Below are 22,481 nucleotides of genomic sequence, written 5' to 3'. Positions count from 1 at the left end.
CCTACCGAGGGGAAGAATGGGCGTTGTCGGCAGGGACCGTGAGCTCGACATGATCGGGACATGGATCGGCGACCGTGCCCCCGGCCCCTCGATGGCCGTGCTGAGCGGGGAGGCGGGCATCGGCAAGTCGGCCATCTGGTCCGGTGCCCTGAAGACGGCGGGGCCGGGGCGCGTTCTCTCCTGCCGGTTCGACGAGAGCGAGGCCACTCTGGCCTACGCCGGGCTGGGAGACCTGATCGGCGCCGTCGAGGGCTCCACGGCCGTACGCGGCCTGCGTGAGCCGTTGCGCCGGGCCTTGGCCGCCGCCCTGTGGTGGGAGCATCCCCGGCAGACGCCGCCGGACCGGCGTGCGGTGGCGCTCGCCGTCCTCGACCTGGTCAGGCGTCTGTCCGCCGAGGGAGCCTTGCTGATAGCCCTCGACGGAATCCAGTGGATGGACCCCGAGACGGAGGTCGTGCTCGCCTTCGTGTTCCGGCGCCTGAGCACCGAGCCCGTGAAACTGCTGGCCACCCTCAGGACCGGGGCGGACAACGGGGCGTGGCCCCCACTCGCCCGGGTGCTGCCCGCGGAGCGGGTGGTCTGCTGGGAGGTCGGCCCGTTGTGCCCCGACGCCCTGGCCGCGGTGCTGGAGAACCGCCATGGCATCGCCCTCACCCGCCACGTGCTGCGGCGCCTGCACGAGGCGTGCGGCGGCAACCCGCTGTTCGGCCTGGAGCTGGCCCGAGACCGGGCCTGGCGGCCGAACCTGGCCGACGACGTCTCCCTGCCGGGGAGCCTGCGGCACCTGCTGCGCGAGCACGTTTCGAACCTCTCGCCGGCCGCCGTCGAGGCGGCGTTGGTGGTCGCCTGCGCCGCCCGGTCCACGGTCGGCCTGGTCGAGCGGGTGACCGGCGGGCTGAAGGGACTGGTGGAGGCGACCACCGGCCGGCTGGTCGTCGTCGAAGGGGAATCGCCGCGCTTTCGCAACTCGCTGCTGCGCAGCACGGTGCTGGAGGTCGCGGGGCCGCTGCGGCGGCATCAGATGCACGTGCGGCTCGCCCGGGCGGTACGGGACCCGGAGGAGCGCGCCAGGCACCTGGCGCTGACCGCCGGCGAGCCCAACGCCGCGCTGGCCGAGACCCTCGACACGGCGGCCGGGCTCGCCGCCGCCCGGGCCGCGCCGCTCAGCGCGGCGGACCTGGCGGTTCACGCCGTCCGCCTGACCCCTGCCGACCAGGCCGAGGTCGCGTTGCGCCGCCGGCTCGCCGCCGCCGGCCACCTGATCTCCGGGGGAGACGGAGCACGGGCCCGCGCCATCCTGGAGGAGGCGCTGCCGCACTGCTCCTCCGGGCCCGACCGGGCGAACGTGTTCTTCCTGCTGGGGCACGCCGTCTTCGCGTCCGGTGACGTCGCGGGTTCGCTGATACCCCTGCAATGGGGCCGCGCGGAGATCGCCGACCAGCCCGAGCTGCTGATTCCGATCATGGCCAGCCTCACCTACTTCTGCATGCACGGGGGTGATCTCACCGCCGCACTGGGACACGCCAGGGAACTGCTCGGCCTGGCCGAGAGAGCCGGTGACCGCGCGATGTGCGACGAGGCCGCCGTCGTGCTGTGCACGCTTGAGCTCATGTGCGGTGCCCCGGCCCCCGCCGTGGTGCCGGTGCCCCACGGCGAGGCCGCCCTGGGGCGTCCGCCGCTGGTGGCGCTGCACATGTACGGATATCTGTGCCGTTGCATGGGTGACCTCCCGGCGGCTCAGGCCGCGTTCGGAACCCTCGACACCGCCGCCGAGACCGGGACCGCCGCCGACTGGGGGATGGTCTGGGCCACCGAGGTGGAGTGCCTCGCCGGTGACCTCCAGGCGGCGGCACGGTACGCGGACCTGGTCGCCCGCACCGCCCAGGAGACGGGAGCCCCGCCGACCGCGGCCCTGCTGGCCGAAGGGCTCGTACTCGGCGTACGCGGTGAGCTGGAGCGGGCCCGGCAACTGGCGGAGGAGGCGTTGGCCGCGGCCGACGCCTCGGGCCATCGGATGGCGGTGTTGATGATCCGGGCGCTGCTGGGCTTCGTCGAGCTGTCCGGCGACGACCCGATGGCGGCCGTGCTGCACCTCGACGCCGCCGACCGGATATGCGGTGAGCTCGGAGCGATCCCAGAGGTGCTCTGTCCCACCGCGGGAGCCGACCACGTCGAGGCGCTGGTCCAGGTCGGACGCTACGAGCAGGCCGCCGAGCGCGCGGGCAGGATCCGCTGGGCCGGCCGCCTCATCGACCGCCCCCTGGTACGCGGTCTGGCTGCCAGGGCCGGCGGCGTGCTGCTGACGGCCACCGGCTCCCCCAAGAGAGGAGCCGGTGAGCTGGAAGCCGCGGTGGAGGAGTTCTCCGTGGCGGGTGTGCCCTTCGAACTCGGCCGTACCCTGCTGGCGCTGAGCAGGGTGCAGAGCCGCCTGCGGCGCAGGGAGGAGGCCCGGCGCACCGCCGAGCGGGCGGGCAGGATCTTCAGCGAGCTCGGTGCCGAGAGATGGGCCGCGCGGACCGTGCTCCGTTCCCGTCTCTCCGCGCCCAACCGCCTGACGATCTCTGAGGCCCGCGTCGTCGCGCTGGCGGCCGAGGGCCGGACGAATCAGGAGATCGCCGCGGAGCTGGCGATCGAGGTGAAGACGGTGGAGAGCCACCTGTCCAGCGCCTACCGCAAGCTCGGGGTGCGCAGCCGCACCGAACTCGCGGTCCGGATGAGCGCCGGCCGGCGGGATTCGGGTACGCCGGGAATATGACCGGCGGGCAGGTGCCCCTTTTCGAAATGGCCTTTCCGGGTTTTCCCCAATGACGAGGCAAGGACCGGCCTGTTTAATCGACTCCGACGAACCGATCGACCCGATCAACGTTCAGGCGGTCCAGGCGAGCGGAAAAGGAGGAGCAGGAACCCGCCCATACTCCGGGAATCGCGTTCTTCCTGGCCTTTCCCGTCGATCTGCCGCGTCACCCGGACGGGCATGAGAGCCACGGCAAGCGAACACCTCCGCAACGGAACGGATATCCGCCATGCCCAGATCGAGCGAGCCGCTGACAGAGATCTCCGTCGTCGAGCTTTCCGATGAGGAAAGGGAGAGCTTTCGCGCGGGAATCGGCTCTGTCGACGCCAACCCCTACGACGCGTTCGAACCGTTCCTGGCACAGGTCCGTGAAAGCCGGAAGGCACTGCCGCGACGGGTCCACGACGCGCTCGACGACCTCAGGAACGGTCGCGCGCCCGGCGCGCTGCTCGTGCGCAACCTGCCGATCGTCACCGATCTGCCGCCGACACCCGATCGTTCCTTCTCCGCACTGTCCGACCTCGCCGCGGTGGGCACCGAGGCGGTGCTGGCGAGTGCGGTGAACGTGCTCGGCGAGCCGTTCAGCTATCTGGAGTGGGACGCCGGCCACCTGGTCCACAACAAGTATCCGATCCATGCCCACCGCGACCTGCAGTTCGGTTCCAACGCGGTGGAGTTCCTGCTGCACACCGAGACACCCTTCCGTGACGTCTCTCCCGACTACCTCGCGCTGCTCTGCCTGCGCGCCGACCCGACCGGCCAGGCGAAGACCAAGGTCGCCGACATCACCAGGGTGGTCGACGCTCTGGACGAGGCCGACCTGGCGGTGCTCGCCAAGGCGCGCTACGCGTTCGAGACCGACAACCCGGTTGTCGTCGTCGACGGGCGCGGGCTCACCGAACCGCAGCCGATCGTCAGCTACCGGGACGGCACGAGGGTCGTCGAGTACGTCGGGGACCTGATCGCGACCGACGAGGAGTCACAGCGGGTACTGGAGATCCTCGGCCGCCGGGTCCTGGCGATCGCCGTCGATATCCCGCTGGCCGGAGGGGACCTGCTCGTTCTGGACAACTCGCGCGTGGTGCACGGGCGCAATGCCATCGTCCCGGGCTACGACGGGCGCGACCGCTGGCTGCAGCGCATGCTGGTGACCACGCGGCTACTGGACGGCGAGCACCGGGCCACCGGGCGGCTGGTCTCCGACCGGCGCTACGCGAACTACCCCACCGACTACCGCAAGGCGCTCCGCCAACCGGCCGCACGGTCGTAGGCGGGCCGGGCACCGTCACGACGCGGAGGAATCTGACCATGTGGAACGGCTATCAGGTCGTCGACGCAGACGGCCACGTCATCGAACCCGGCACCCTGTGGGAGGAGTATGTCGAGCCCGCCTTCCGCGAGAACTGCCTGCGGGTGGAGCGCGACCGCCTCGACGGTGACCGCCTCATCATCGAGGGCAGGCCCTCCCGGCTGATCCGCCGCCTCGGCGGCGTTCCTTACGATCCCGAGACGCCGATCACCGACTGGAACACGCTGCGTCGCGCGGAGTACGCCTCCTTCGCCGAGTCGTGCCCGCCGGCCTCCCACGACGGTGCCTCCAGGCTGCGCTGGCTGGACGAGCACGGGATCGAGGCGACCCTGCTCTTTCCCTCGCTGGGGCTCATCTGGCCGCGCGAGGTGGATCCCGCCTCCCCGTACGCCGTCGCCCACCTACGGGCCTACAACCGCTGGCTGGCCGACTACGCCTCGGCGGCCCCAGGCAGGCTCGTCCCCGTCGGGCAGCTCGCGCTCTCTCCGCTGGTACGGCTGGAGGAGGAGGTGGCGGCGCTCGCCGCCGCGGGTTTCGGGCACGTGATGCTTCCGCACGGAGTCGCCGGCGAACTCGACGCCCGCCTCGACCCGTTCTGGGCATCGGCCCAGCATCACGGCCTGGTGGTCCACCTGCACAAGGTCGCCGTGCCGCACCTGCTGCCCCTGCCGCTGCCGACCAGCGTCCACGCCCCGGGCCCCGGCGCCTTCTTCAACCACGTCAACGAGATCCTGCCCGGACAGCTCTTCCTGGCGGGGCTGCTCGACGCCCGCGTCCCCGACCGCTTTCCCGAACTGCGCCTCGCCTTTCACGAGTGCAACATCGGCTGGCTGCCCGCATGGCTGGAACGCGCGCAGGAATCCTTCGAGACGCTGCGCGAGACCGGGCGCGGCACCCCCGACCACCCGCCCAGGCACTATCTGCACGATCGTGACACCTTCTTCTTCTCAACCGGCCTCGGTGAACGACTCGACCGGCTTCCGGAGGAACTCCACTCCCGCGTTCTGCTGGCCACCGACTTTCCTCATCCCGGCACGCCTTTCCGTCCGCAGGAGGAGTGGGCGCCGGTGCTGAAGGGACTTCCAGCCGGCCTGTGTCCTGCCCTGCTCGGTGAGAACGCCGTGCGCCTGCTGGACAAGTGATCCGCCGCCGCACCACGACCACGCCCCCGACCAAGGATTCCCATGAAACGTGAGAGCCCTCATGGTTCCGACCTCCAGGTACGCCTGAGCAATCTCCACCGCGTGCGCATCGAAGAGGTCTTCCGGCTCGGCGCCCTGCGAGACGGGGTGCGCCTCGCCACCACGGACATCCGGCTGCCCTTGCTGGGGCAGGTGCTGCCGCGCGTCGAACTCGTGATCAACGGCCCGGACTTCCAAAAGAAGATCACCGTACGGATCAACCAGTCGTCACCCTTCGTCTTCGACGGCTCCCGGCTGCGCGCCCTGATCAACGATGAGGAGCGCGAGGTCGCCTGCGAGCAGTTCGTCGACGACGACCGAGCCCCCACCGGCATGTACAACTTCGGGCTGCTCAGGGAGAACGGCACCCGCAGTTTCGTCTTCGACTACCACACTTACTGCGCCTACTCCTGCGACTTCTGTTTCAAGGAGAGCGAGTGGGAGGTGCTCTCCGTCCAGCAGGCGAAGACGGGTAACTACCAGGCCAACTTCGACAAATGCCTGGCCTACGTCGAGGCGCACGCGCTGGACTTTCACACGAAGTACGACATCGTCTGGCTGTGCACCGGCAGCATCACCAACGAGGCCGTGGAGCTGGACCGTCACTGCCGGATGGCCAGGGCACTGCGAAAGGTCGGTTACACCGAGGGGATATACGTCTCGCAGGTCATCCCGCCCAGCCTCATCGGCGACCGGGAACGCCGGCTCGACTACCTCACCACCCTGCGGGAGGCGGGCGTCTCCCGCTTCAACAGCGGCATCGAGGTGGTCAGCGCCGACTACCGCCGCCGGCTCATCCACGGATACAAGGGCGACATCACCTTCGACGACTATGTGGAGATCTTCACCGACGCGGTGCAGGTATTCGGCCCGCACAACGTCGGCAGCTGCCTGCTGGCCGGGATCGAGCCCGCCGAGGAGACCCTGCGAGGGCTGCGCAAGATCGCCGAACTCGGGGTGGTCCCCTCGCCCACGGTCTTCACCGCGTTCGTGGTCAAGCAGCAGAGCATTCCCTTCGTATACGACCTCGACGAACTCATCGACGTGCACGTGCGGTTCAACGAGATCATCGACCAGCACGGGCTCCCCGTCTTCTCGGGGGTGTTCAGCCTTGCCTGAACCGGACACGCGCCGCAGGGAGAGACTGGACCTCTCGTGGGAGACGGCCGAGGAACTCGCCGAGTGGTGCGTCCCCCTGCCGGTGGACGCCTACGGCGACGCTCACCGGGCGACGGCGGAGCCGCTGCCCGCCGCAGCGTCCCAGCTGGCACGCGCGGCGGCCCGGTTCGGCCGCGACCTGGGGGAGGCAGGCCTGCTGCACGTCACCGGAGTCCTGCCTCCCCCCACGCTGCCGCCGACCCCCGGCCGCCCCTACGTCGAGCTGCGGCACCCGATCGGGACCGAACCGCTGATGCTGGCCCTCGGCGGCCTGGTCGGCGAGGTGATCTCCTTCGCGGACTGGCACGGAGGCGACCGGGTACAGAACCTGTATCCGCTGCGAGCCGAGGCGGCCCGGCAGAACGCCAGCAACGCGGTGTACCTGGAGATGCACACCGAGACGGCGTTCCGCCCCAACACGCCGGACGCCCTGATCCTGCTCTGTCTGCGCCCTGACCCCGGTGCCCGCACCCTGGTCTGCGATCTGCACGAGGTGTGGGACGGCCTCGACCCCGCTACCAGAGGGGCGCTGGCCGAGCCGGCCTTCGCCTTCCACCTGCCCGACGGCACGAGTACCGAGCCCAAGCCGGTGGCCACGCCAAGAGGGGGGCGGCTCCGTTTCAACTACGCCGACGCGCTGTGCGCGGTCGACGAGAGGCACCGGCTGCCACTGCGGACACTGCGGGAAGGGATCCTGGCCAGGACCGTCGAGATCACCCTGCGGGCCGGGGATCTGCTGTTCCTCGACAACCTCCACCTCGTCCACGGCCGCAGCGGTTACGGTCCGCGCTATGACGGCACCGACCGCTGGCTGCAACGCTGCCTGATCCGTGCCGCCGCGGAGCGGGGGTGAGATGGCCGGCGGGAGGCCGCCGGCCCGCAGGCTCCGGCTGGGGCTCGCCTGTACCGGCTGGATCGCCGACTGGGCCGTCCATCAGCCGATCCGGGACGGCTCTCCGGCCGACGTGGTGTTCGTCGCCTCCCGCGACCCCGGGCGGGCCCGCGAGTACGCGCGCCGGTGGTCCGTCCCCGCGTCGGGCGGCTGGTGGGAACTGCTGGAGCGACGCGACGTCGACGCCGTCTACGTCGCCACGCCCAACGCCGACCACGCCCGGCTCGCCCTCGACGCGGTCCTGGCGGGCAAGCACGTACTGTGCGAGAAGCCCCTGGGCCGTGACCCTCACGCCGTCGCCGAGCTGGCCGCCGAGGCTCACCGGCGGCACGTCCTGGTGCGCGAGGCCTACCACTACCGGGCCCATCCCGCGCCGGCCGGGGTACTGGCCGTGTTGAGGGCCGGCGTGCTCGGGACGATCCGCCGGATCGACGTCCGCTACGGCTGGTGGCTGGATCGGACGGACGACGTACGGCTGTCGCCCTCGCTGGACGGCGGCGCGCTGATGGACGTCGGCTGCTACGGACTCGACCTCGTGGGCCAGCTCACCCGGGGCCTTCCCGAGATCACCGGCACCCGGACGCTGACCGGTCCGACCGGGGTGGACCTGACCTGCGAGGTGAGGCTGCGGTCGGGACCGGTGCGGGCCAGGGTATGGGCGGGCCTGCGCGCGGCCCGGCCCGTCTGCGAGGCGCGCGTCACCGGCACGAAGGGAGGACTCAGGCTGCGCTCACCCTTTCTGCCGGTGATGCCGGGCGCGGTGGCGAGACCCCTGTTCGGAGCGTCATGGAGCTCGCCGGTGGAGGTGACCGCCCCGCGCGCCGCGCCGTTCACCTCCTACAAGTATCAGCTCGACGCCTTCGCCCGCGACGTGGCCGCGGGCGCGTGGGGTGCGGAGGAGGGCATCGTCGGCCGGGCACACCTGCTGGGCCGGGTTCGGGAACGGATGACAGGAGAGAGATGAGCAACCTCTGCGACGTTGGCGTGGATCCCCGTCGCTGGTATCCGGCGTGCCGCACGGACGAACTGGGTCCGGGGCGGACAAGGGAGGTGCGCTTCCTCGGGCGGTCCTTCGTCGTCTTTCGCGACGGGCACGGTGCGGTTCACTGCCTCGACAACGCCTGCGTCCACCGGCGGGTCGCGCTGCACGAGGGCGAGGTGCGCGACTGCCGCATCGTCTGCCCGTACCACGGCTGGGAGTTCGGCCCGGACGGCGCGCTGTCCAGGATCCCCTACTGGGAGCCGGAGAAGGCGCTGCCGCGGCTGCGGGTGCGGAGTTTTCCCGTCGTCGAGCGCAGCGGACTCGTCTGGTTCGTCCCCGAGCCGGTCGACCCGCTTCCCCCGCAGCCGCCCGACACCTCCCCCTGGGACGGCGGAGAGTGGTTCTCCTTCCGGCAGGACCGGATCTTTCCCAACCACTACGGGATCGGCCTGCTGAACGGGATGGACTACACCCACTTCCATCTGCATCGCAGGTACCAGCCCTGGTCCCGGCTGACCCTGCGTGACCTCACCGCCGGAGACGAACGCGTCTTCGGGGCGTACGAGGTGACCAGCGGGCGTGGCAGGGCCGAGCGTGTGCTCAGGCTGCTGCTCGGCTCCGACGCGGGGGCCGACACCGTGACCCACCCGCTGGAGGTTTACTACGACTACCCCCATCACCACGCCCACCTCGGTGACGGCATGGTGGTGTGGGTCTTCTTCCGGCCCGAAGAGCGCGACCGGGTCACCGTCTACATCACCCTGTACATCAGGGCCCGGCGCGGCACCAGACACCTACGTCAGTTCGCCGAGCCCTTCTTCCGTCGCCTGGTGCTCGCCCGGATCCAGGAACAGGACGCCTGGATCGGGGTCCGCGAGCAGATCGCCTGGGAGAGCCGGCCAGACGAACCCCGTTGCGAGCTCAACCCTGTCTCGGCGGCGGCGGAACGGCTGCTGCGCTCCCGATGGCAGGCCTACGTGGAGGAGGCCGACCCCCGGCCCGGCCAGTGGCCGGCCGTCCGGCTGGGCGGTCCAGCGAGACACTCCGCCTCCCCACTCGGCGCGGGACGGCCCGATGACGGCGCGTAAGGCATCCGCCCCTTCGGGGGAGGGCGAGGCCGGGATCCACGGCCAGGCGCTGTCGAAGAGCTATGGTTCCGCACGGCGGGCGGTCCATGCCGTACGCGACGTCAGCCTGAAGGTCCGCTCCTCGGAGTTCCTGGCGATCATCGGCCCCTCCGGCTGCGGCAAGACCACCCTGCTGCGGATGGTGGCCGGGCTGGAGACGCCCACCTCGGGCACGATCAGCTGCTGGGGCCGCTCGCCGGCGGAGCTCGCGCGCGAACATCGCATCGGCATGGTCTTCCAGGACCCCGCGCTCCTGCCGTGGGCCTCCCTGCGGCGTAACGTGGAGTTCGTCTACCGCGCCGCCGGACGCCGCCCGGACCACGAACGCGTTCACGAGGCGCTGGATCTGGTCGGCCTCACCAGTCTCGCCCACCTGCGGCCTCACGAGGCGTCGGGAGGGATGCGCCAGCGCACCGCCCTGGCGCGGGCGCTGGTCATGGAACCGTCGCTGCTGCTGCTGGACGAGCCGTTCGGAGCGCTCGACGCCATCACCCGGCGCCGCCTCAACGGCGAACTCGAACGCGTCTGGACCGCCGTTCGGCCGACCACCGTCCTGATCACCCATTCGGTGGAGGAGGCGGTCATGCTCGCCGATCGTGTCGTGGTCATGTCGGACCGGCCCGCCACGATCCTCAGGGAGGTCACCGTGCCCCTGGCACGCCCCAGGCCCACCGTCCTGGACGAGACGTTCCGGGACACGGTCCGGGAGTGTATGGAGGCGCTCGATGCCTAGCCTTCGGCGGCGGGCCGGCACGTCGCTGCTGGGGCTGGCGTCGCTGGCGGCCGCCCTGCTGGTGTGGGACAGGTTCGCCTCGGGCGCCGGGCGCGGGGACGTCGCCTCCCTGGACGCGGTCGGCCGCCTCCTGGTGGACCGTCACGAACTACTCGTCGCGGCGGCCGCCGTCACTCTCGGCGAGGCGGCGCTCGGGTTGCTGACCGGGACCGCGTTCGCGGTCGTGGCGGCCTGGGCGGCTCATGTCGCCGCCGGAGCGCGCGGGCCGCTCCAGCACCTGATGCTGATCTGCTACGCGGTCCCGCTGGTCGCGCTCGGACCGCTGCTGACCGCGTCCGTGGACCGCGGAGCCATACCGGTGATCGCCGCGGCGATCAGCGCGGCGCTGCCGGTCTTCTCCTCGGCCGAGGCCGGGTTCGGCGCGGTACGGGAAGGGCTGCGTGACCTCCTCACGGTGCACGGCGCAGGTAGGTGGCGCCGGCTGGTCCTGCTGGAGGTGCCCGGCGCACTCCCGTACGCGATCGACGGGATCAAGTTCGCCGTACCGGGAGCCCTGCTCGGGGCGCTCATCGGAGAGTGGTTCGGCGTCGAGCGAGGGCTGGGGGTCCTGCTCGTCTCCGGCCTGCGGGAGGGCCAGAGCGACCTGGTCACGGCGGTGAGCGTGCTCGTCGTGGTGACCTCCTCCGCCGTCTACGCGCTCTTCGCCCGCTGGGCCCGGACGGTGCAGCGCCGCCGCGGCATCACCGGGAGTGTCACGTGAGGCGCACGGGTGCCCGCAGGCTACTGGGATACGGCTTCCTGCTGGGACTTCTCGCGGCGGGGTGGACCCTGGCCCGCGCCGGTACCGCCGTGCCGGCGCTGCTGGTGCCCGACCCGGCGCGGGTGGCCGAGAGCCTGATCACCAAGGTCGTCGCGGATCCGGCGGCGCTGCCGCTCACGTTCGCGCGAGCCCTCGCCGGAACCGTGCTCGGGCTCGCCTTGGGTACGGTGCTCGCCATCGTCTCGCACCTGGTCCCGATACTGGAGCCGCTCACCCGCGTCAGCGGAATGATCATGAGATGTGTGCCGGTGCTGGCCCTCAGCCCGCTGATCGCCACCTTCTTCGGCTACGGCGGCCCCGCGGCGGTGGCCACCGCGACAGTGATGAGCTTCTTTCCCTCCTTCGCCCTGGTGGGTGCCGCCCTGTGGCGGATCCCACCGGCCCTCCTTGACGTCATCCGGGTGACCGGTGGCGGTCGCGGCACGATCCTGCGCCGCGTCTCGCTCCCGATAGCCCTGCCCGAACTCGTGTTGGCGGCCAAGCTGACCTCCTGCGTCGGGGTGCTCGCCGCGCTCACCGCGGAGTTCCTCACCGCCAACGACGGGCTCGGCGCCCTGCTGGCCCGCTCCCAGGGGCTCCTGGACACGCCCACGGTGTGGGCGATCCTGCTGACGTCGCTGGCCGGTTCGCTGCTGGCCTACGAGGTCATGGACCTGGCCGAGAGGAAGACTCGCGCTCGCCTCTCACTGCACAAGAACTGACTCGCCTCGCACCGCACCGGAACAGAACGGCACGAGAAATGGATGGACTCAGGGTGGATCAGCTCTCTCGGCGCGGTTTCCTCCGCACCACCACGGTTTTGGGCGGGCTCGGCGCCGCCGGAATGCTCACCGCGTGTTCCTCGGCCACCGGCAACGCGACCGAGGGGGGCGGGAAGGCGGTACGCACCCAGCTGTCCTGGCTGAAGACCGTCACCTTCGCGGGCTTCTACATCGCCGAGCAGCAGGGCTACTTCAGGGACGAGGGACTGTCCGCGCCGCTCCTCGCGGGCGGGCCGAACATCCCCGACACCGTCAGCGTCGTCGCCGCGGGGGGTGCGGACGTCGCGCTGGTCGACTTCGCCGCGCTGGTCAAGGCCCGCGAGAGCGAGGCCGACCTGGTGGCCGTCGGCGCCGTCTTCCAGGAGACTCCCGGAGGTTTCGTCAGCCTCGCAGCCAACCCGGTACGCACGGCACAGGAACTCGTCGGCCGCAGGATCGGCCTGTCACCCGGCGCCGAGGTGCTGGTGGAGGCGATCCTGAAGGTCAACAACCTGCCCGTCCGCTACGAGCGGGTTCCGGTGGGCGCCGGAACCGGTCCCCTCACCAAGAAAGAGTGCGACGTGATGGCCTGCTACGTCACCGCCCAACCCCTCGCGCTGGAACAGCAGGGTGTCGACGTGGTCAGCGTGACCCAGGGAGAGCTCGGTCTGCCCGACTACGCGCTGGTGATGGCCGTCCGGCGTGCCGACCTCCAGGCCGACCGGGCGCGCTTCGCCGCCTACCTGCGCGCCGTGATCCGCGGCTACCGGCACAACGTCAAGGACCCCGAACTGGGGGTCAGACTCACCCTGGAGAGGTACGGCAAGGATCTCGGGCTCGACGCCGAGGCGGTCCGGCGCGAGAACGAGGTGCAGAACGATCTCATCCGCGGCGGTGCCGACGTGGGGGGACTGGGCCACATCGATCCCGTCCGGCTGGCGGGTCCCGTCTACGCCGGGCTCAGAGCCAGGGGCATCGGCACGCTCCCGCCCGTCTCCGAGCTACTCGACACCGCCCTGTTGCGGGAGGCAGTCGTTGACTGACCATCAGATTCCGGACATCTCGGTCGTCATCCCCACCTACAACCGATCGAGGGAGCTGGACCGCACCCTGCACACCCTGGCTCGCCAGGACCTGCCCCGGGACCGATACGAGGTGATCGTCGCCGACGACGGCTCGTCCGACGACACGCGAACCGTGGTCGAGAGCCACGCCGGCGCTCTTCACCTGGGCTACGTGTACCAGGAGGACCTTGGGTTCCGGGCCGGGCAGGCCCGCAACCTCGGCGCGGCACAGGCTCGCGGCCGGCTCCTGGTCTTCCTGGACAGCGGCACTCTCGCCTCCCGCCGGCTGCTGACCGGGCACCTGAGCGCGCACGAGGGCGGTGGCCGAGCGGTGATCGGCTACGTCTTCGGCTACGACCACGACGTCAGCGGCCGAGTCCGGCGTGACGACCTCGGCGACACCCCCGACGAGCTGATCGAGCGGTTTGTCCGGGCCGGCCGGCACCTGGACATGCGCGAGCCGAGTTACCGGAGTCTCGGCGACGCGCTGGAGGAGTACGCCGCTCCATGGATCTTCTTCTGGACCGCCAACGTGTCCGTCGCGGCGGACGACTTCCGGGCGCTCGGCGGTTTCGACCCCGACTTCGTGGGCTGGAGCGGGGAGGACGTCGAACTCGGCCGGCGCCTGTACGAGAAGGGGCTGACCTTCGTCCTGGCCCGAGAGGCGGCGAGCGTCGAGATCCCCCACGAGCGTGACCTGGACGCGCTACGTCCCAGCTACGACAGGCACGCGCTGCTCACGCTGAGAAAACACGTCGATCCGGTCGTCGAGGTCTCCACCGTCTGCTGGGCGCACGAACTGCACCCCCGCCTCGCCGAACTGCGCGCCGCCACCGTGACCCGGTTCGATCTGGCGCGATCCTGGCCGGAGACCGGGACCACGGGTCCGGGCCGCTCGACCGTCCTGTTCGGAGCCGACTGCCTGGCCGCGGTGGCGGGCGGTGACCTCTGCCTCGAAGCCGATCCCAGGCTGGTGGAGGAGGCCCGCCGCCGTGTCCCGGGCATCGAGATCCTGCCGCTGTACGGGTTCCGCACGCTGCTCGAATCCGACGCCTTCGACCACTGCCTGCTCGCCCCCTCGCTGCGGGCCTATCCTCGCTGGGCGCTGGAACTTCTGGAGGCCGAGGCGGCCAGGATCGGCCGACGGGTCAGCTGGTTGCCCGCACGGGCCACCGGCCGGCACGAGGAACGATGATGGCCTGCGCCCCGCGCATCAGTGTGGCCGTCATGTATCACCCGGCCAGGCAGGAAAGGCTTGCCCGGCTCGCCCGCGCATGCCTGCCGCTGCGGATCGTCCCTGTCGCCGACCCCGATCCCGGCTCCTTCCCCAGCCCGCTGCGGACGGCGAAACGGGCCTGGGCGGCGTACGGCGCGGACGCCACCCACCACCTTGTTCTTCAGGACGACGTGCTGCCGGTGGACGGGTTCTCCACTCACCTGCTCGCCGCGGTCGCCGCCAGGCCTGACGACGTGCTCGCCCTCTACGCGCACTGGAACTCCCCCTACAACTCCTACGCGATTCGCCAGGCGGCGGCGGGCGGCGCGCCGTGGGCGCGCCTGGTTCCCGGAGAGTGGACTCCGGCGCAGGGACTCGTCTTGCCGGTCGCGCTGGCCGCGGAACTCGGCGAGTACCTGGCGGATGTTCCCGACCATGTCCGCGACGACGACACGTTGATCGATCGCTTCCTGCGCGAACGGGACCGGTGCGCGCTGGCGGCCGTGCCCCATCTGCTCGACCATGACGAGGTCGCCAGCGTCGCGGGGAACGCCGGTCACGGCGTGCGGCGCGCCACCGTGCTCCTCCCTGGAGCGGATCTTCCCCCCGAGCACTGGTCGGCACCGCCGCGCTTCGACAAGGGGGCGGTGATGCGCGCCGCGGGCGCCCGTGACTGGGACTTCTCGGTGACCTTCGCCTTCGCCGGCTGCTTCCTCGGTTTCCTGCGACCGGTGAACGACGACTGTGTCCGGCATCCTTTCGGGCGGTGGAGCGACTGGTGCGGGGTGCTCGGTCTCGGCCGGGCGGACGTCCTCGGCCCCCTGGAGGCGTTCCTCGGCTCCTCGGCAGGCCGTGACCTCGCCGGTGTCCTCGAAGGCGCCGGGACGTCGCCGGAGATCGCGGCTGAGCTGTGGGCGGCCGCCTTCCTCCTCGGTACCGATGCCGCCGACGGGGCGCCGGCGGGCCCGCTCACCGCACGTCTGCGGCGGGCCGTGATCACCAGCTGGGTCGACTCCGGGCTCTCCGGCACCGAGAAGGCACGGCTCACCCCCGCGGTGCGCTCGGCACTGGTCGAGATGGGGGTCGAGGGCCTGGCGTGCGGCCTGGCGCACGGCCCGGTCCCCGGCGGCGGACGGCCCGTGATGTCACGGGGGCCGCTGCCCGGCGACGGCGCGGCCACCGAGGCGGAGACCTCACCCGATGACCGTACCGTCGCCGGCCTCGTCCGCCTGCTGGCCGCAAGGGAGGCGGAGGGACTCCAGCGGACGGTGTGCCACCCCGGCCTCCTGACGGTCGAGGTCGTCGTCTGCCCCGTCTGCGAGGCCGGAGCCGAGCAGGCCGCCGCCCACCTAGGGAAGACGGGGTTCTTCCCCCTGCGGGTGGTGTCTTCGGCGAGGCCGGGGGAGAGCGGCGCGGCCGATCCGCCGCGGTTGCGGATGCTCGGGTGCGAGCGCCTCCCCGTCCACGCGCTGAGCCTGGTGGGGCACGTGCGAGAACGCCTGCCGGAGGTCTCCGGCGAGTTCGTCACCCGATCGGCCTTCCTGCTGGACAACGGGTTCCCACTCGACCTGCCCGACCCACTGGCCGCCCTGAGGGCGGTGAACGCGGCAGAGCGATGGGCCGACGCCCTCTTCGATGGCGGCCTGTCGGCATCCACCGCCCCGGCCGTCATGGTCGTTCCCTCGGCCACCCTTCTCCGCCGACGGCCACCGGCGGCTGCCGGCGGCTGGATCGGGAAGGTGGGCCGGTACGGCCTGGAACTGGAGAGCCACCCGCTCACCCCGCATGCCCCCGCGCCGCCGCCGGGGCATGCCATCGGCGACTACGCCGCGCTCCGCGACGATCTCCTCCGGCGACGGCTGACTGAGATCACCCGCAACCATCCGCCGGGCCCCCGGGTGAACGGCAGGCTGGACCCCGCGCGGTTCGTGCGCCGCTGACGGGCACCCGCCACGCCCCGCCCCGGAGACGACAGAACGCGCCGGCGGTCACCCCGCCGGCGCGTTCCGATGGCGGCGAGCCGCCGCGGGTCAGGCTAGGAGAGCCGTACCGTCTTGATGATCACGGGGATCTTGGGAGCGTTGGAGCCGCCGTCGCCGGTGATGTCGTCGGGGTTGGTGATCCAGCCGCCCTTGTAGATCTTTTCGAGGATCTCCATGCCCTGGGAGACCACGCCGAAGGGGGTGTAGGCCTTCTCCACCTGGTCGGTCTCGTCGGCCAGCGAGATCCAGAACTGGCTGCCGTTCTGGTTGACGGCGTCGGACGCCTGGGCCACCGCGACCGTGCCCTTGGTGTACGGTATCCCGCCGAGGTTCTCGCTGTCGTAGACGTAGCCCGAGCTGCCCTGACCGTCGGTGGGGTTCTTGCCGTCGGCCTTGGCCTGCGGGTCGCCGCACTGCAGCAGGCCCAGGCCGGAGTTCTCCGGGGTGGCCAGGCGGTGGCACTTGGTGTTGTCGAAGAAGTGCTTCCTGGCCAGGAAGGCGAAGGAGTTGACCGTGCAGGGAGCCTGCGCGGTCGCCAGGTCGATCACGACGTCACCGTGGTTGGTGGTGATCGTCATGGTCTTCAACTTCAGGTTGGGCTTGGTCGGCGGCCTGCCCACGTTCTTCATCGGGCTGCCGCTGGTGTCCTTGCGGTAGGAACAGGTCGTGTCGGCCGGGGCGGCCGTGATGCTCGGCTCGGGCGTCGCGACAGGATCCTCGGACGGTGTGCTGCTCGCGTTGGGCGTCGCGGCGGCCTGGACGTCCTTGTTGTCACCTCCGAGGAGCCTCACCCCGGCGAACAGGCCTCCCGCGACGACGACCACCGCGATGACCGCTCCGATGACGGCGTTCCGCTTCGACGTGCTCTTCTGCTGCTCAGCACGCTTCGCCTGCCGCTCCTTGTGCTCCCGAGCCAACTGGCTCTGGCGGTCCTCGGCGCTCACCGCTATGTCCTCCAGGATTACTGTTACATGACTTACGGACTGGCGGAAAGCGTACCGGCCCTAACGTGTGCTGCATGTAAGTGGCGGAATTCACTAGATGGGGATGGAGGGGAAAGACCGGGATCTCTTCACACTCTCCATAACTCGTTCATGGTGAGATCCGTACCTGCCGATGACGAGCCACGCACCACCGGAGCACTCCATGTTCGACGAGATCCTCGGTCTGCCCCTTCACCCCCTGGTCGTCCACGCCGCCGTGGTCCTGACCCCGCTCCTGGCGGTGCTCGCCGTCGCGTACGCGCTGCTGCCCCGTACCCGCCCCATGCTCACCTGGGCGGTGGTCGGGCTCGCCCCGATCGTGCCGGTGAGCGTCTTCGTGGCACGGGAGAGCGGGGAGTCGCTGGAGGAGGGCCGTTTCGCCTCCGCGAGCGGGCAGCTCGGTGAGCGCATAGCCGAGCACGCGGGCTTCAGCATCCCCCTGCTGCTCGTCACCCTCGCCCTCGGAGTGATGTCGCTGGCTCTCGTCCACGTCTCGCGCGGGGACCGGTTCGGCCGTTCGGCGGGGCTGGCCGTCTCGGCGCTGACCGTGGTCCTGGCCGCCGTCGCGCTCTACTACGTGTTGCGGGCCGGGCACAGCGGGGCCGTCGCCGTCTGGGGGAACTGAGGCGCGACCGGGCAACGGTACTGTCTCAGGAGTGGACAGCCTGTTCGATTCGGCGGCGGAGGAGGCCCATCGTGGCCAGGAGCCCCTGGCGGTGCGGATGCGCCCCAGGAGCCTGGACGAGGTGATCGGCCAGCGGCACCTGCTGGGCCCCGGCACGCCGCTGCGCCGCCTCGTCGAGGCCGAGGCGCCCATGTCGCTGTTCCTCTGGGGCCCTCCGGGCACCGGCAAGACCACCCTCGCCTACGTGGTGGCGGGTGTCACCAAGCGTCGCTTCGTGGAGGTCTCCGCGGTCTCGGCGGGTGTCAAGGAGGTCCGCGCGGCCATCGAGCAGGCCCGGCGCGAGCTGGGTATGTCCGGCCGCCAGACCGTCCTGTTCGTCGACGAGGTGCACCGCTTCAACAAGGCGCAGCAGGACGCCCTGCTGCCCGCCGTGGAGAACCGCTGGGTCACCTTCATCGGCGCCACCACGGAGAACCCCTTCTTCTCCGTCATCTCGCCCCTGCTGTCGCGCTCGCTGCTGCTCACCCTGGAGTCACTGTCGGAGGACGACATCCGGGTGGTGCTGGAGCGTGCTGTCACCGACCCGCGCGGCCTGGACGCAAGGGTGAACCTCGCACCCGAGGCCGCCGAGCACCTGGTGCGGCTCGCCGGTGGCGACGCCCGCAGGTCGCTCACCTATCTGGAGGCCGCCGCGCTGATCGCCGACGGCGAGATCACCGTCGAGGTGGTGGAGCGGGCGGTGGACAAGGCCGCCGTGCGCTACGACCGTCAAGGCGACCAGCACTACGACGTGATCAGCGGTTTCATCAAGAGCATGCGGGGCTCCGACGCCGACGCCGCGCTGCACTACCTCGCCCGGATGGTCGAGGCGGGCGAGGACCCCCGGTTCATCGCCCGCAGGATCGTCATCTTCGCCTCCGAGGACGTCGGCATGGCCGATCCCACCTGCCTGCAGGTCGCGGTGGCCGCGGCCCAGGCGGTGGAGTTCATCGGCCTGCCGGAGGGACGGCTCAACCTGGCCCAGGCGGTCATCCACTGCGCGCTGGCCCCCAAGTCCAACGCGGTGATCAATGCCATCGGCGCCGCCTCCGAGGACGTGCGGCGCGGCAACATCGGCCATGTCCCCGACCATCTGCGTGACGCCCACTATCCGGGAGCCAAGAAGCTCGGCCACGGCAAGGGCTACAGGTACCCCCACGACTTCGAGCACGGCCTGGTCCGTCAGGAGTACGCGCCCGAGGAGCTCAGGGACCGGCGCTACTACCGGCCCACCCGGCACGGCGCCGAGGCGGGCTTCGCCGACCGCTGGTCCAGGATCCGCGCCTTCCTGCGCGGAGAGTGACCTGCCGTGCCGCGCGCCCGGTCTCGTGGCTCGTCCCGCTCACACCGCCCGGTTCTCGGGACGCGGGTCCCAGGGAGGACCGGACCCGGCCCGGAGGCATGAGCCGGCGGTGCGCGGTAAGTGAGGATGAGTGATATCGAGCACGATAGGGTTTTGCCAATCCACCCGACCACGGCCGGGGTCACCTATGAGGGGACGGGTCCGCACATGCTTACCGCAGGAGAGGTCGCGGGGCTGATCGTCGCGATGGCCTGGGCGATCCTGGTCTGTTTCATGGCCGTCGTCATGGTCAGGCTGGCTCGCCTGCTCACCGAGACCACCAAGATGGTCTCCCAGCTGGGCGACCGCGTCGTGCCGCTGCTGGAGGACGTGTCGGCCGCCGTCGGCGAGACCAACCGTCAACTGGTCGCCATCGAGGCGATCACCAGGGACGTCAAGCAGGTCAGCGGGCACGTGGCCAAGGTCAGCGACATCACCCAGAACCTGGTCACCGGGCCGCTGATCAAGGTCGCGGCCCTCGGCCACGGCGTCCGCCGGGCCGTGGGCGCCCGCAGGCGCGCCAGGCCCGCCGCGCAGGCGCTGGAAAGGCGGCGGAGATGATCCGCAGGCTGTTCTACATGGGCCTGGGCGCGTTCGGCGCGCTGTGGGTCATGCGTAAGCTTCAGGCACTGCACCCGAACCACCTGGCCCGCCGGGCCGTTCGGAACGCGGGCGGGGTCCTGGAGCAGGCGCGGGATCTCGCGGAGGACGCCCTGCGAGGTGCGGCCGAGCGGGAAACCGAGTTGCGATCCAGGTTCGGGCTCGACACTGTGGAAGACCCCTATCACTCCAACGTAAAGGATGGCCGCTGACATGGAGTCGGCAGAGATCGCCCGCCGCTTCCTGCGCTTCTTCGAGGAGCGTGGGCACACCGTTGTGCCCTCGGCCAGCCTCATCGCCGAGGACCCGACGCTGCTTCTGGTCAACGCGGGCATGGTGCCCTTCAAGCCCTACTTCCTGGGCCAGCAGAAGCCGCCCTACAAGCGGGCCACCAGCGTGCAGAAGGTCGTCAGGACCCTCGACATCGACGAGGTCGGCAAGACGACCAGGCACGCCAGCTTCTTCCAGATGCTCGGGAACTTCTCCTTCGGCGACTACTTCAAGGAGCAGGCGATCCCGTTCGCCTGGGAGCTGCTGACCAAGCCCGAGTCCGAGGGCGGGTTCGGCTTCCCCGAGGACCGTCTCTGGGTCACCGTCTACCTCGACGACGACGAGGCCGCCGACATCTGGCACCGGAAGGCCGGAGTGCCGCTGGAGCGCATCCAGCGCCGTGACCTGGCGGACAACTACTGGCACATGGGCGTTCCGGGCCCCGGCGGGCCGTGCAGCGAGATCTACTACGACCGCGGTGCCGAGTACGGGCGCGAGGGCGGTCCGATCGTCGACGAGAACCGCTACCTCGAGGTGTGGAACAACGTCTTCATGCAGTTCCAGCTCGGTGCGGTCCGCAGCAAGACCGACTTCGACATCGCCGGTGAGCTGCCGGCCAAGAGCGTCGACACGGGCATGGGCCTGGAGCGCATGGCGGCGATCCTGCAGGGCGTCGACAACATCTACGAGATCGACACCACGTACAAGATCCTTGACCGGGCCGCGGAGCTCACCAGGACGCGCTACGGCCGCGACGAGCGCGCCGACGTCTCGCTGCGGGTCGTCGCCGACCACGTCAGGACCGGCGTGATGCTCGTGGCCGACGGGGTGCTGCCCTCCAACGAGGGCCGGGGATACGTGCTCCGCCGCATCCTGCGCCGTGCCATCCGCAACCTTCGCCTGCTCGGCGCGGGCGAGGAGCGCTACATGCACGAGCTCACCGCGGTGACCGTCGATGTCATGGGCCAGCAGTACGCGGAACTCAAGGCCGACGCCCCGCAGATCCACGGCGTCATCGACGCGGAGGAGGGGTCCTTCCTCGGCACCCTCCGCACCGGCACCGCGATCTTCGATGTGGCGGCGGAGGAGACCAAGCGCAAGGGGCAGGGCACGCTCGCGGCCGACCAGGCCTTCCAGCTCCACGACACCTACGGGTTCCCGATCGACCTGACCCTGGAGATGGCCTCCGAGCAGGGGCTGCAGGTCGACGAGGAGGGCTTCCGCCGGCTGATGAAGGAGCAGCGCGACCGGGCCAAGGCCGACGCCGCCTCCAAGAAGACCGGCAACGCCGACATCTCGGTCTTCGGCCAGATCCTGGAGAAGGCCGGCAAGGTCGAGTTCCTCGGCTACGACCACGTGACGGCCGAGGCCGAGGTCGTCGGCCTCCTCGTCGACGGCGCCTCCGTCGCCGCGGCGGGCGCGGGTACGACGGTCGAGGTCGTGCTGAGCCGCACCCCGTTCTACGCCGAGGGGGGCGGCCAGCTCTCCGACCAGGGCCTCATCCGCACCGGCGGGGCCGAGGTGGAGATCGTGGACGTGCAGTCCCCGGTCGCCGGCCTCGTCGTGCACCGGGGCAAGGTCCGCACCGGGGAGGTCCGGGTGGGCGAGACGGCCCAGGCCGAGATCGACGTCGAGCGGCGCCGGGCCATCTCCCGCAGCCACACCGCCACCCACCTGGTGCACCGGGGCTTCCGCAACGCGCTGGGCGAGACCGCGGCGCAGGCCGGTTCCGAGAACTCGCCGGGCCGCTTCCGCTTCGACTTCACCGCCGCGGGCGCCGTGCCGCCCAGCGTGTTGCGCGACGTCGAGGACGAGGTCAACGCGGTCCTGATCAACGACCTGCGGGTCAACGCCTTCCACACCTCCCAGGCCGAGGCCCGCGCGATGGGCGCGCTGGCCCTGTTCGGTGAGAAGTACGGCGACACCGTCCGCATCGTCGAGGTCGGTGAGTACTCCCGCGAGCTCTGCGGTGGCACCCACGTCGCCAGCTCCGGGCAGCTGGGCCTGGTCAAGGTGCTGGGTGAGGCCTCGATCGGTGCGGGTGTGCGCCGCGTGGAGGCCCTGGTCGGCCTCGACGCGTTCCGCTTCCTGGCCAGGGAGAGCGTCCTCGTCGCCCAGTTGTCGGAGCAGCTCAAGGCCCGCAGGGAGGAGCTCCCCGAACGCGTCGAGGGCATCGTCTCCCGGTTGCGCTCCGCGGAGAAGGAACTGGCCACGTTGCGTTCGGCCCAGGCGCTCGCCGGTGCGGGGGAGATGGCGGGAAACGCCCGTGATCTGCATGGAGTCTCCGTTGTGACGCACCGTGCGCCTGATGGAACATCCCCTGATGATCTGCGTAAACTCGCCCTTGACGTGCGCGGCCGGTTCCCGAGCGACCGCGCCGCGGTCGTCGTCGTCGCCGGTGTCCCCAACGACCGGCCGGTCGTCGTGGCCGCGGTCAACGAGGTGGGACGCGACCGGGGTCTGAAGGCGGGCCGCCTGGTCGGCGTCGCCGCGAAGGCACTCGGAGGTGGCGGTGGCGGCAAGGATGACGTCGCTCAGGGAGGCGGTGTGCGTCCCGAGGCGATCGACGAGGCACTCGCGGCCGTCGAGCAGGCGATCACGCAGACGCTCACCTGATGGGGAAC

At 70.8% G+C, this 22,481-nt stretch carries 19 protein-coding genes; 18 read left to right on the top strand and 1 reads right to left on the bottom strand.

The window, feature by feature from the left end:
- Positions 1 to 16: 16 nt before the first annotated feature.
- The 13 genes from AB0K21_RS39335 to AB0K21_RS39275 all read left to right on the top strand — a co-directional run bounded on the left by AB0K21_RS39335 (position 17) and on the right by AB0K21_RS39275 (position 15,956).
- Positions 17 to 2,755, top strand: coding sequence for a LuxR family transcriptional regulator (locus AB0K21_RS39335; RefSeq protein ID WP_364157422.1), 2,739 nt, complete (start codon positions 17 to 19; stop codon positions 2,753 to 2,755).
- A gap of 268 nt (positions 2,756 to 3,023) precedes the next feature.
- The gene (locus AB0K21_RS39330; protein WP_364157419.1) at positions 3,024 to 4,064 is read left to right on the top strand and encodes a TauD/TfdA family dioxygenase; all 1,041 of its coding nucleotides are present in this window, start codon (positions 3,024 to 3,026) and stop codon (positions 4,062 to 4,064) included.
- A 38-nt stretch (positions 4,065 to 4,102) separates the two neighbouring features.
- Positions 4,103 to 5,245, top strand: a complete 1,143-nt coding sequence (locus tag AB0K21_RS39325; RefSeq protein WP_364157416.1) for an amidohydrolase family protein — start codon at positions 4,103 to 4,105, stop codon at positions 5,243 to 5,245.
- A gap of 42 nt (positions 5,246 to 5,287) precedes the next feature.
- Positions 5,288 to 6,403, top strand: coding sequence for a hypothetical protein (locus AB0K21_RS39320; RefSeq protein WP_343966422.1), 1,116 nt, complete (start codon positions 5,288 to 5,290; stop codon positions 6,401 to 6,403).
- Complete coding sequence (locus AB0K21_RS39315) at positions 6,396 to 7,295, top strand: TauD/TfdA family dioxygenase (RefSeq protein WP_343966420.1); 900 nt, start codon at positions 6,396 to 6,398, stop codon at positions 7,293 to 7,295. Before AB0K21_RS39320 ends, AB0K21_RS39315 begins: the two co-directional genes overlap by 8 nt.
- A 1-nt stretch (position 7,296) precedes the next feature.
- Entirely contained in the window at positions 7,297 to 8,298 is a 1,002-nt protein-coding gene (locus AB0K21_RS39310) for a Gfo/Idh/MocA family oxidoreductase (RefSeq protein WP_364157412.1), read from the top strand.
- Positions 8,295 to 9,404, top strand: a complete 1,110-nt coding sequence (locus AB0K21_RS39305) for a Rieske (2Fe-2S) protein (protein ID WP_343966415.1) — start codon at positions 8,295 to 8,297, stop codon at positions 9,402 to 9,404. The genes AB0K21_RS39310 and AB0K21_RS39305 overlap by 4 nt, the downstream gene beginning before the upstream one ends.
- Positions 9,391 to 10,176, top strand: a complete 786-nt coding sequence (locus AB0K21_RS39300) for an ABC transporter ATP-binding protein (protein WP_343966413.1) — start codon at positions 9,391 to 9,393, stop codon at positions 10,174 to 10,176. Before AB0K21_RS39305 ends, AB0K21_RS39300 begins: the two co-directional genes overlap by 14 nt.
- Positions 10,169 to 10,936, top strand: coding sequence for an ABC transporter permease subunit (locus AB0K21_RS39295; protein ID WP_364157408.1), 768 nt, complete (start codon positions 10,169 to 10,171; stop codon positions 10,934 to 10,936). The genes AB0K21_RS39300 and AB0K21_RS39295 overlap by 8 nt, the downstream gene beginning before the upstream one ends.
- The gene (locus AB0K21_RS39290) at positions 10,933 to 11,697 is read left to right on the top strand and encodes an ABC transporter permease subunit (RefSeq protein ID WP_343966409.1); all 765 of its coding nucleotides are present in this window, start codon (positions 10,933 to 10,935) and stop codon (positions 11,695 to 11,697) included. Before AB0K21_RS39295 ends, AB0K21_RS39290 begins: the two co-directional genes overlap by 4 nt.
- A gap of 53 nt (positions 11,698 to 11,750) precedes the next feature.
- Positions 11,751 to 12,779, top strand: a complete 1,029-nt coding sequence (locus tag AB0K21_RS39285; protein WP_343966407.1) for an ABC transporter substrate-binding protein — start codon at positions 11,751 to 11,753, stop codon at positions 12,777 to 12,779.
- On the top strand, positions 12,772 to 13,995 hold the full coding sequence (locus AB0K21_RS39280) for a glycosyltransferase (RefSeq protein ID WP_364157404.1): 1,224 nt from the start codon (positions 12,772 to 12,774) through the stop codon (positions 13,993 to 13,995). The genes AB0K21_RS39285 and AB0K21_RS39280 overlap by 8 nt, the downstream gene beginning before the upstream one ends.
- Positions 13,995 to 15,956 (top strand): hypothetical protein, encoded by a 1,962-nt coding sequence (locus AB0K21_RS39275; protein ID WP_364157401.1) that lies wholly within the window; start codon positions 13,995 to 13,997, stop codon positions 15,954 to 15,956. Before AB0K21_RS39280 ends, AB0K21_RS39275 begins: the two co-directional genes overlap by 1 nt.
- Before the next feature lie 95 nt (positions 15,957 to 16,051).
- On the opposite strand, the gene AB0K21_RS39270 is transcribed toward AB0K21_RS39275, so the two are convergent.
- On the bottom strand, positions 16,052 to 16,942 hold the full coding sequence (locus AB0K21_RS39270; protein ID WP_343966400.1) for a peptidylprolyl isomerase: 891 nt from the start codon (positions 16,940 to 16,942) through the stop codon (positions 16,052 to 16,054).
- Between the two features lie 202 nt (positions 16,943 to 17,144).
- Here AB0K21_RS39270 and AB0K21_RS39265 point away from each other — a divergent pair, with 202 nt between their 5' ends.
- From AB0K21_RS39265 to alaS, 5 genes are all read left to right on the top strand, one after another.
- Positions 17,145 to 17,606: a hypothetical protein gene (locus AB0K21_RS39265; RefSeq protein WP_343966398.1), complete on the top strand. Its 462-nt coding sequence runs from the start codon at positions 17,145 to 17,147 to the stop codon at positions 17,604 to 17,606.
- 31 nt (positions 17,607 to 17,637) lie between these two features.
- The gene (locus AB0K21_RS39260; RefSeq protein ID WP_343966396.1) at positions 17,638 to 18,948 is read left to right on the top strand and encodes a replication-associated recombination protein A; all 1,311 of its coding nucleotides are present in this window, start codon (positions 17,638 to 17,640) and stop codon (positions 18,946 to 18,948) included.
- A 207-nt stretch (positions 18,949 to 19,155) separates the two neighbouring features.
- Positions 19,156 to 19,548 (top strand): DUF948 domain-containing protein, encoded by a 393-nt coding sequence (locus tag AB0K21_RS39255; RefSeq protein WP_343966394.1) that lies wholly within the window; start codon positions 19,156 to 19,158, stop codon positions 19,546 to 19,548.
- Positions 19,545 to 19,799: a hypothetical protein gene (locus AB0K21_RS39250; RefSeq protein ID WP_343966392.1), complete on the top strand. Its 255-nt coding sequence runs from the start codon at positions 19,545 to 19,547 to the stop codon at positions 19,797 to 19,799. The genes AB0K21_RS39255 and AB0K21_RS39250 overlap by 4 nt, the downstream gene beginning before the upstream one ends.
- A gap of 1 nt (position 19,800) precedes the next feature.
- On the top strand, positions 19,801 to 22,473 hold the full coding sequence (gene alaS / locus AB0K21_RS39245) for an alanine--tRNA ligase (RefSeq protein WP_364157394.1): 2,673 nt from the start codon (positions 19,801 to 19,803) through the stop codon (positions 22,471 to 22,473).
- Positions 22,474 to 22,481 lie beyond the last annotated feature (8 nt).

Origin of the sequence: Streptosporangium sp. NPDC049248, from assembly GCF_040678965.1 — a bacterium.
Lineage (GTDB): Bacteria > Actinomycetota > Actinomycetes > Streptosporangiales > Streptosporangiaceae > Streptosporangium > Streptosporangium fukuiense.
Note: the sequence above shows the minus strand (reverse complement) of the source record. Positions and strands in the feature narration are given on the sequence as shown.

Coding starts and splice junctions, on each gene's coding strand:
- AB0K21_RS39275 (WP_364157401.1), top strand. CDS start 13,995: ATGGCCTGCGCCCCGCGCATCAGTGTGGCCGTCATGTATCACCCGGCC.
- AB0K21_RS39295 (WP_364157408.1), top strand. CDS start 10,169: ATGCCTAGCCTTCGGCGGCGGGCCGGCACGTCGCTGCTGGGGCTGGCG.
- AB0K21_RS39300 (WP_343966413.1), top strand. CDS start 9,391: ATGACGGCGCGTAAGGCATCCGCCCCTTCGGGGGAGGGCGAGGCCGGG.
- alaS (WP_364157394.1), top strand. CDS start 19,801: ATGGAGTCGGCAGAGATCGCCCGCCGCTTCCTGCGCTTCTTCGAGGAG.
- AB0K21_RS39335 (WP_364157422.1), top strand. CDS start 17: ATGGGCGTTGTCGGCAGGGACCGTGAGCTCGACATGATCGGGACATGG.
- AB0K21_RS39310 (WP_364157412.1), top strand. CDS start 7,297: ATGGCCGGCGGGAGGCCGCCGGCCCGCAGGCTCCGGCTGGGGCTCGCC.
- AB0K21_RS39330 (WP_364157419.1), top strand. CDS start 3,024: ATGCCCAGATCGAGCGAGCCGCTGACAGAGATCTCCGTCGTCGAGCTT.
- AB0K21_RS39255 (WP_343966394.1), top strand. CDS start 19,156: ATGCTTACCGCAGGAGAGGTCGCGGGGCTGATCGTCGCGATGGCCTGG.
- AB0K21_RS39325 (WP_364157416.1), top strand. CDS start 4,103: ATGTGGAACGGCTATCAGGTCGTCGACGCAGACGGCCACGTCATCGAA.
- AB0K21_RS39320 (WP_343966422.1), top strand. CDS start 5,288: ATGAAACGTGAGAGCCCTCATGGTTCCGACCTCCAGGTACGCCTGAGC.
- AB0K21_RS39265 (WP_343966398.1), top strand. CDS start 17,145: ATGTTCGACGAGATCCTCGGTCTGCCCCTTCACCCCCTGGTCGTCCAC.
- AB0K21_RS39250 (WP_343966392.1), top strand. CDS start 19,545: ATGATCCGCAGGCTGTTCTACATGGGCCTGGGCGCGTTCGGCGCGCTG.
- AB0K21_RS39305 (WP_343966415.1), top strand. CDS start 8,295: ATGAGCAACCTCTGCGACGTTGGCGTGGATCCCCGTCGCTGGTATCCG.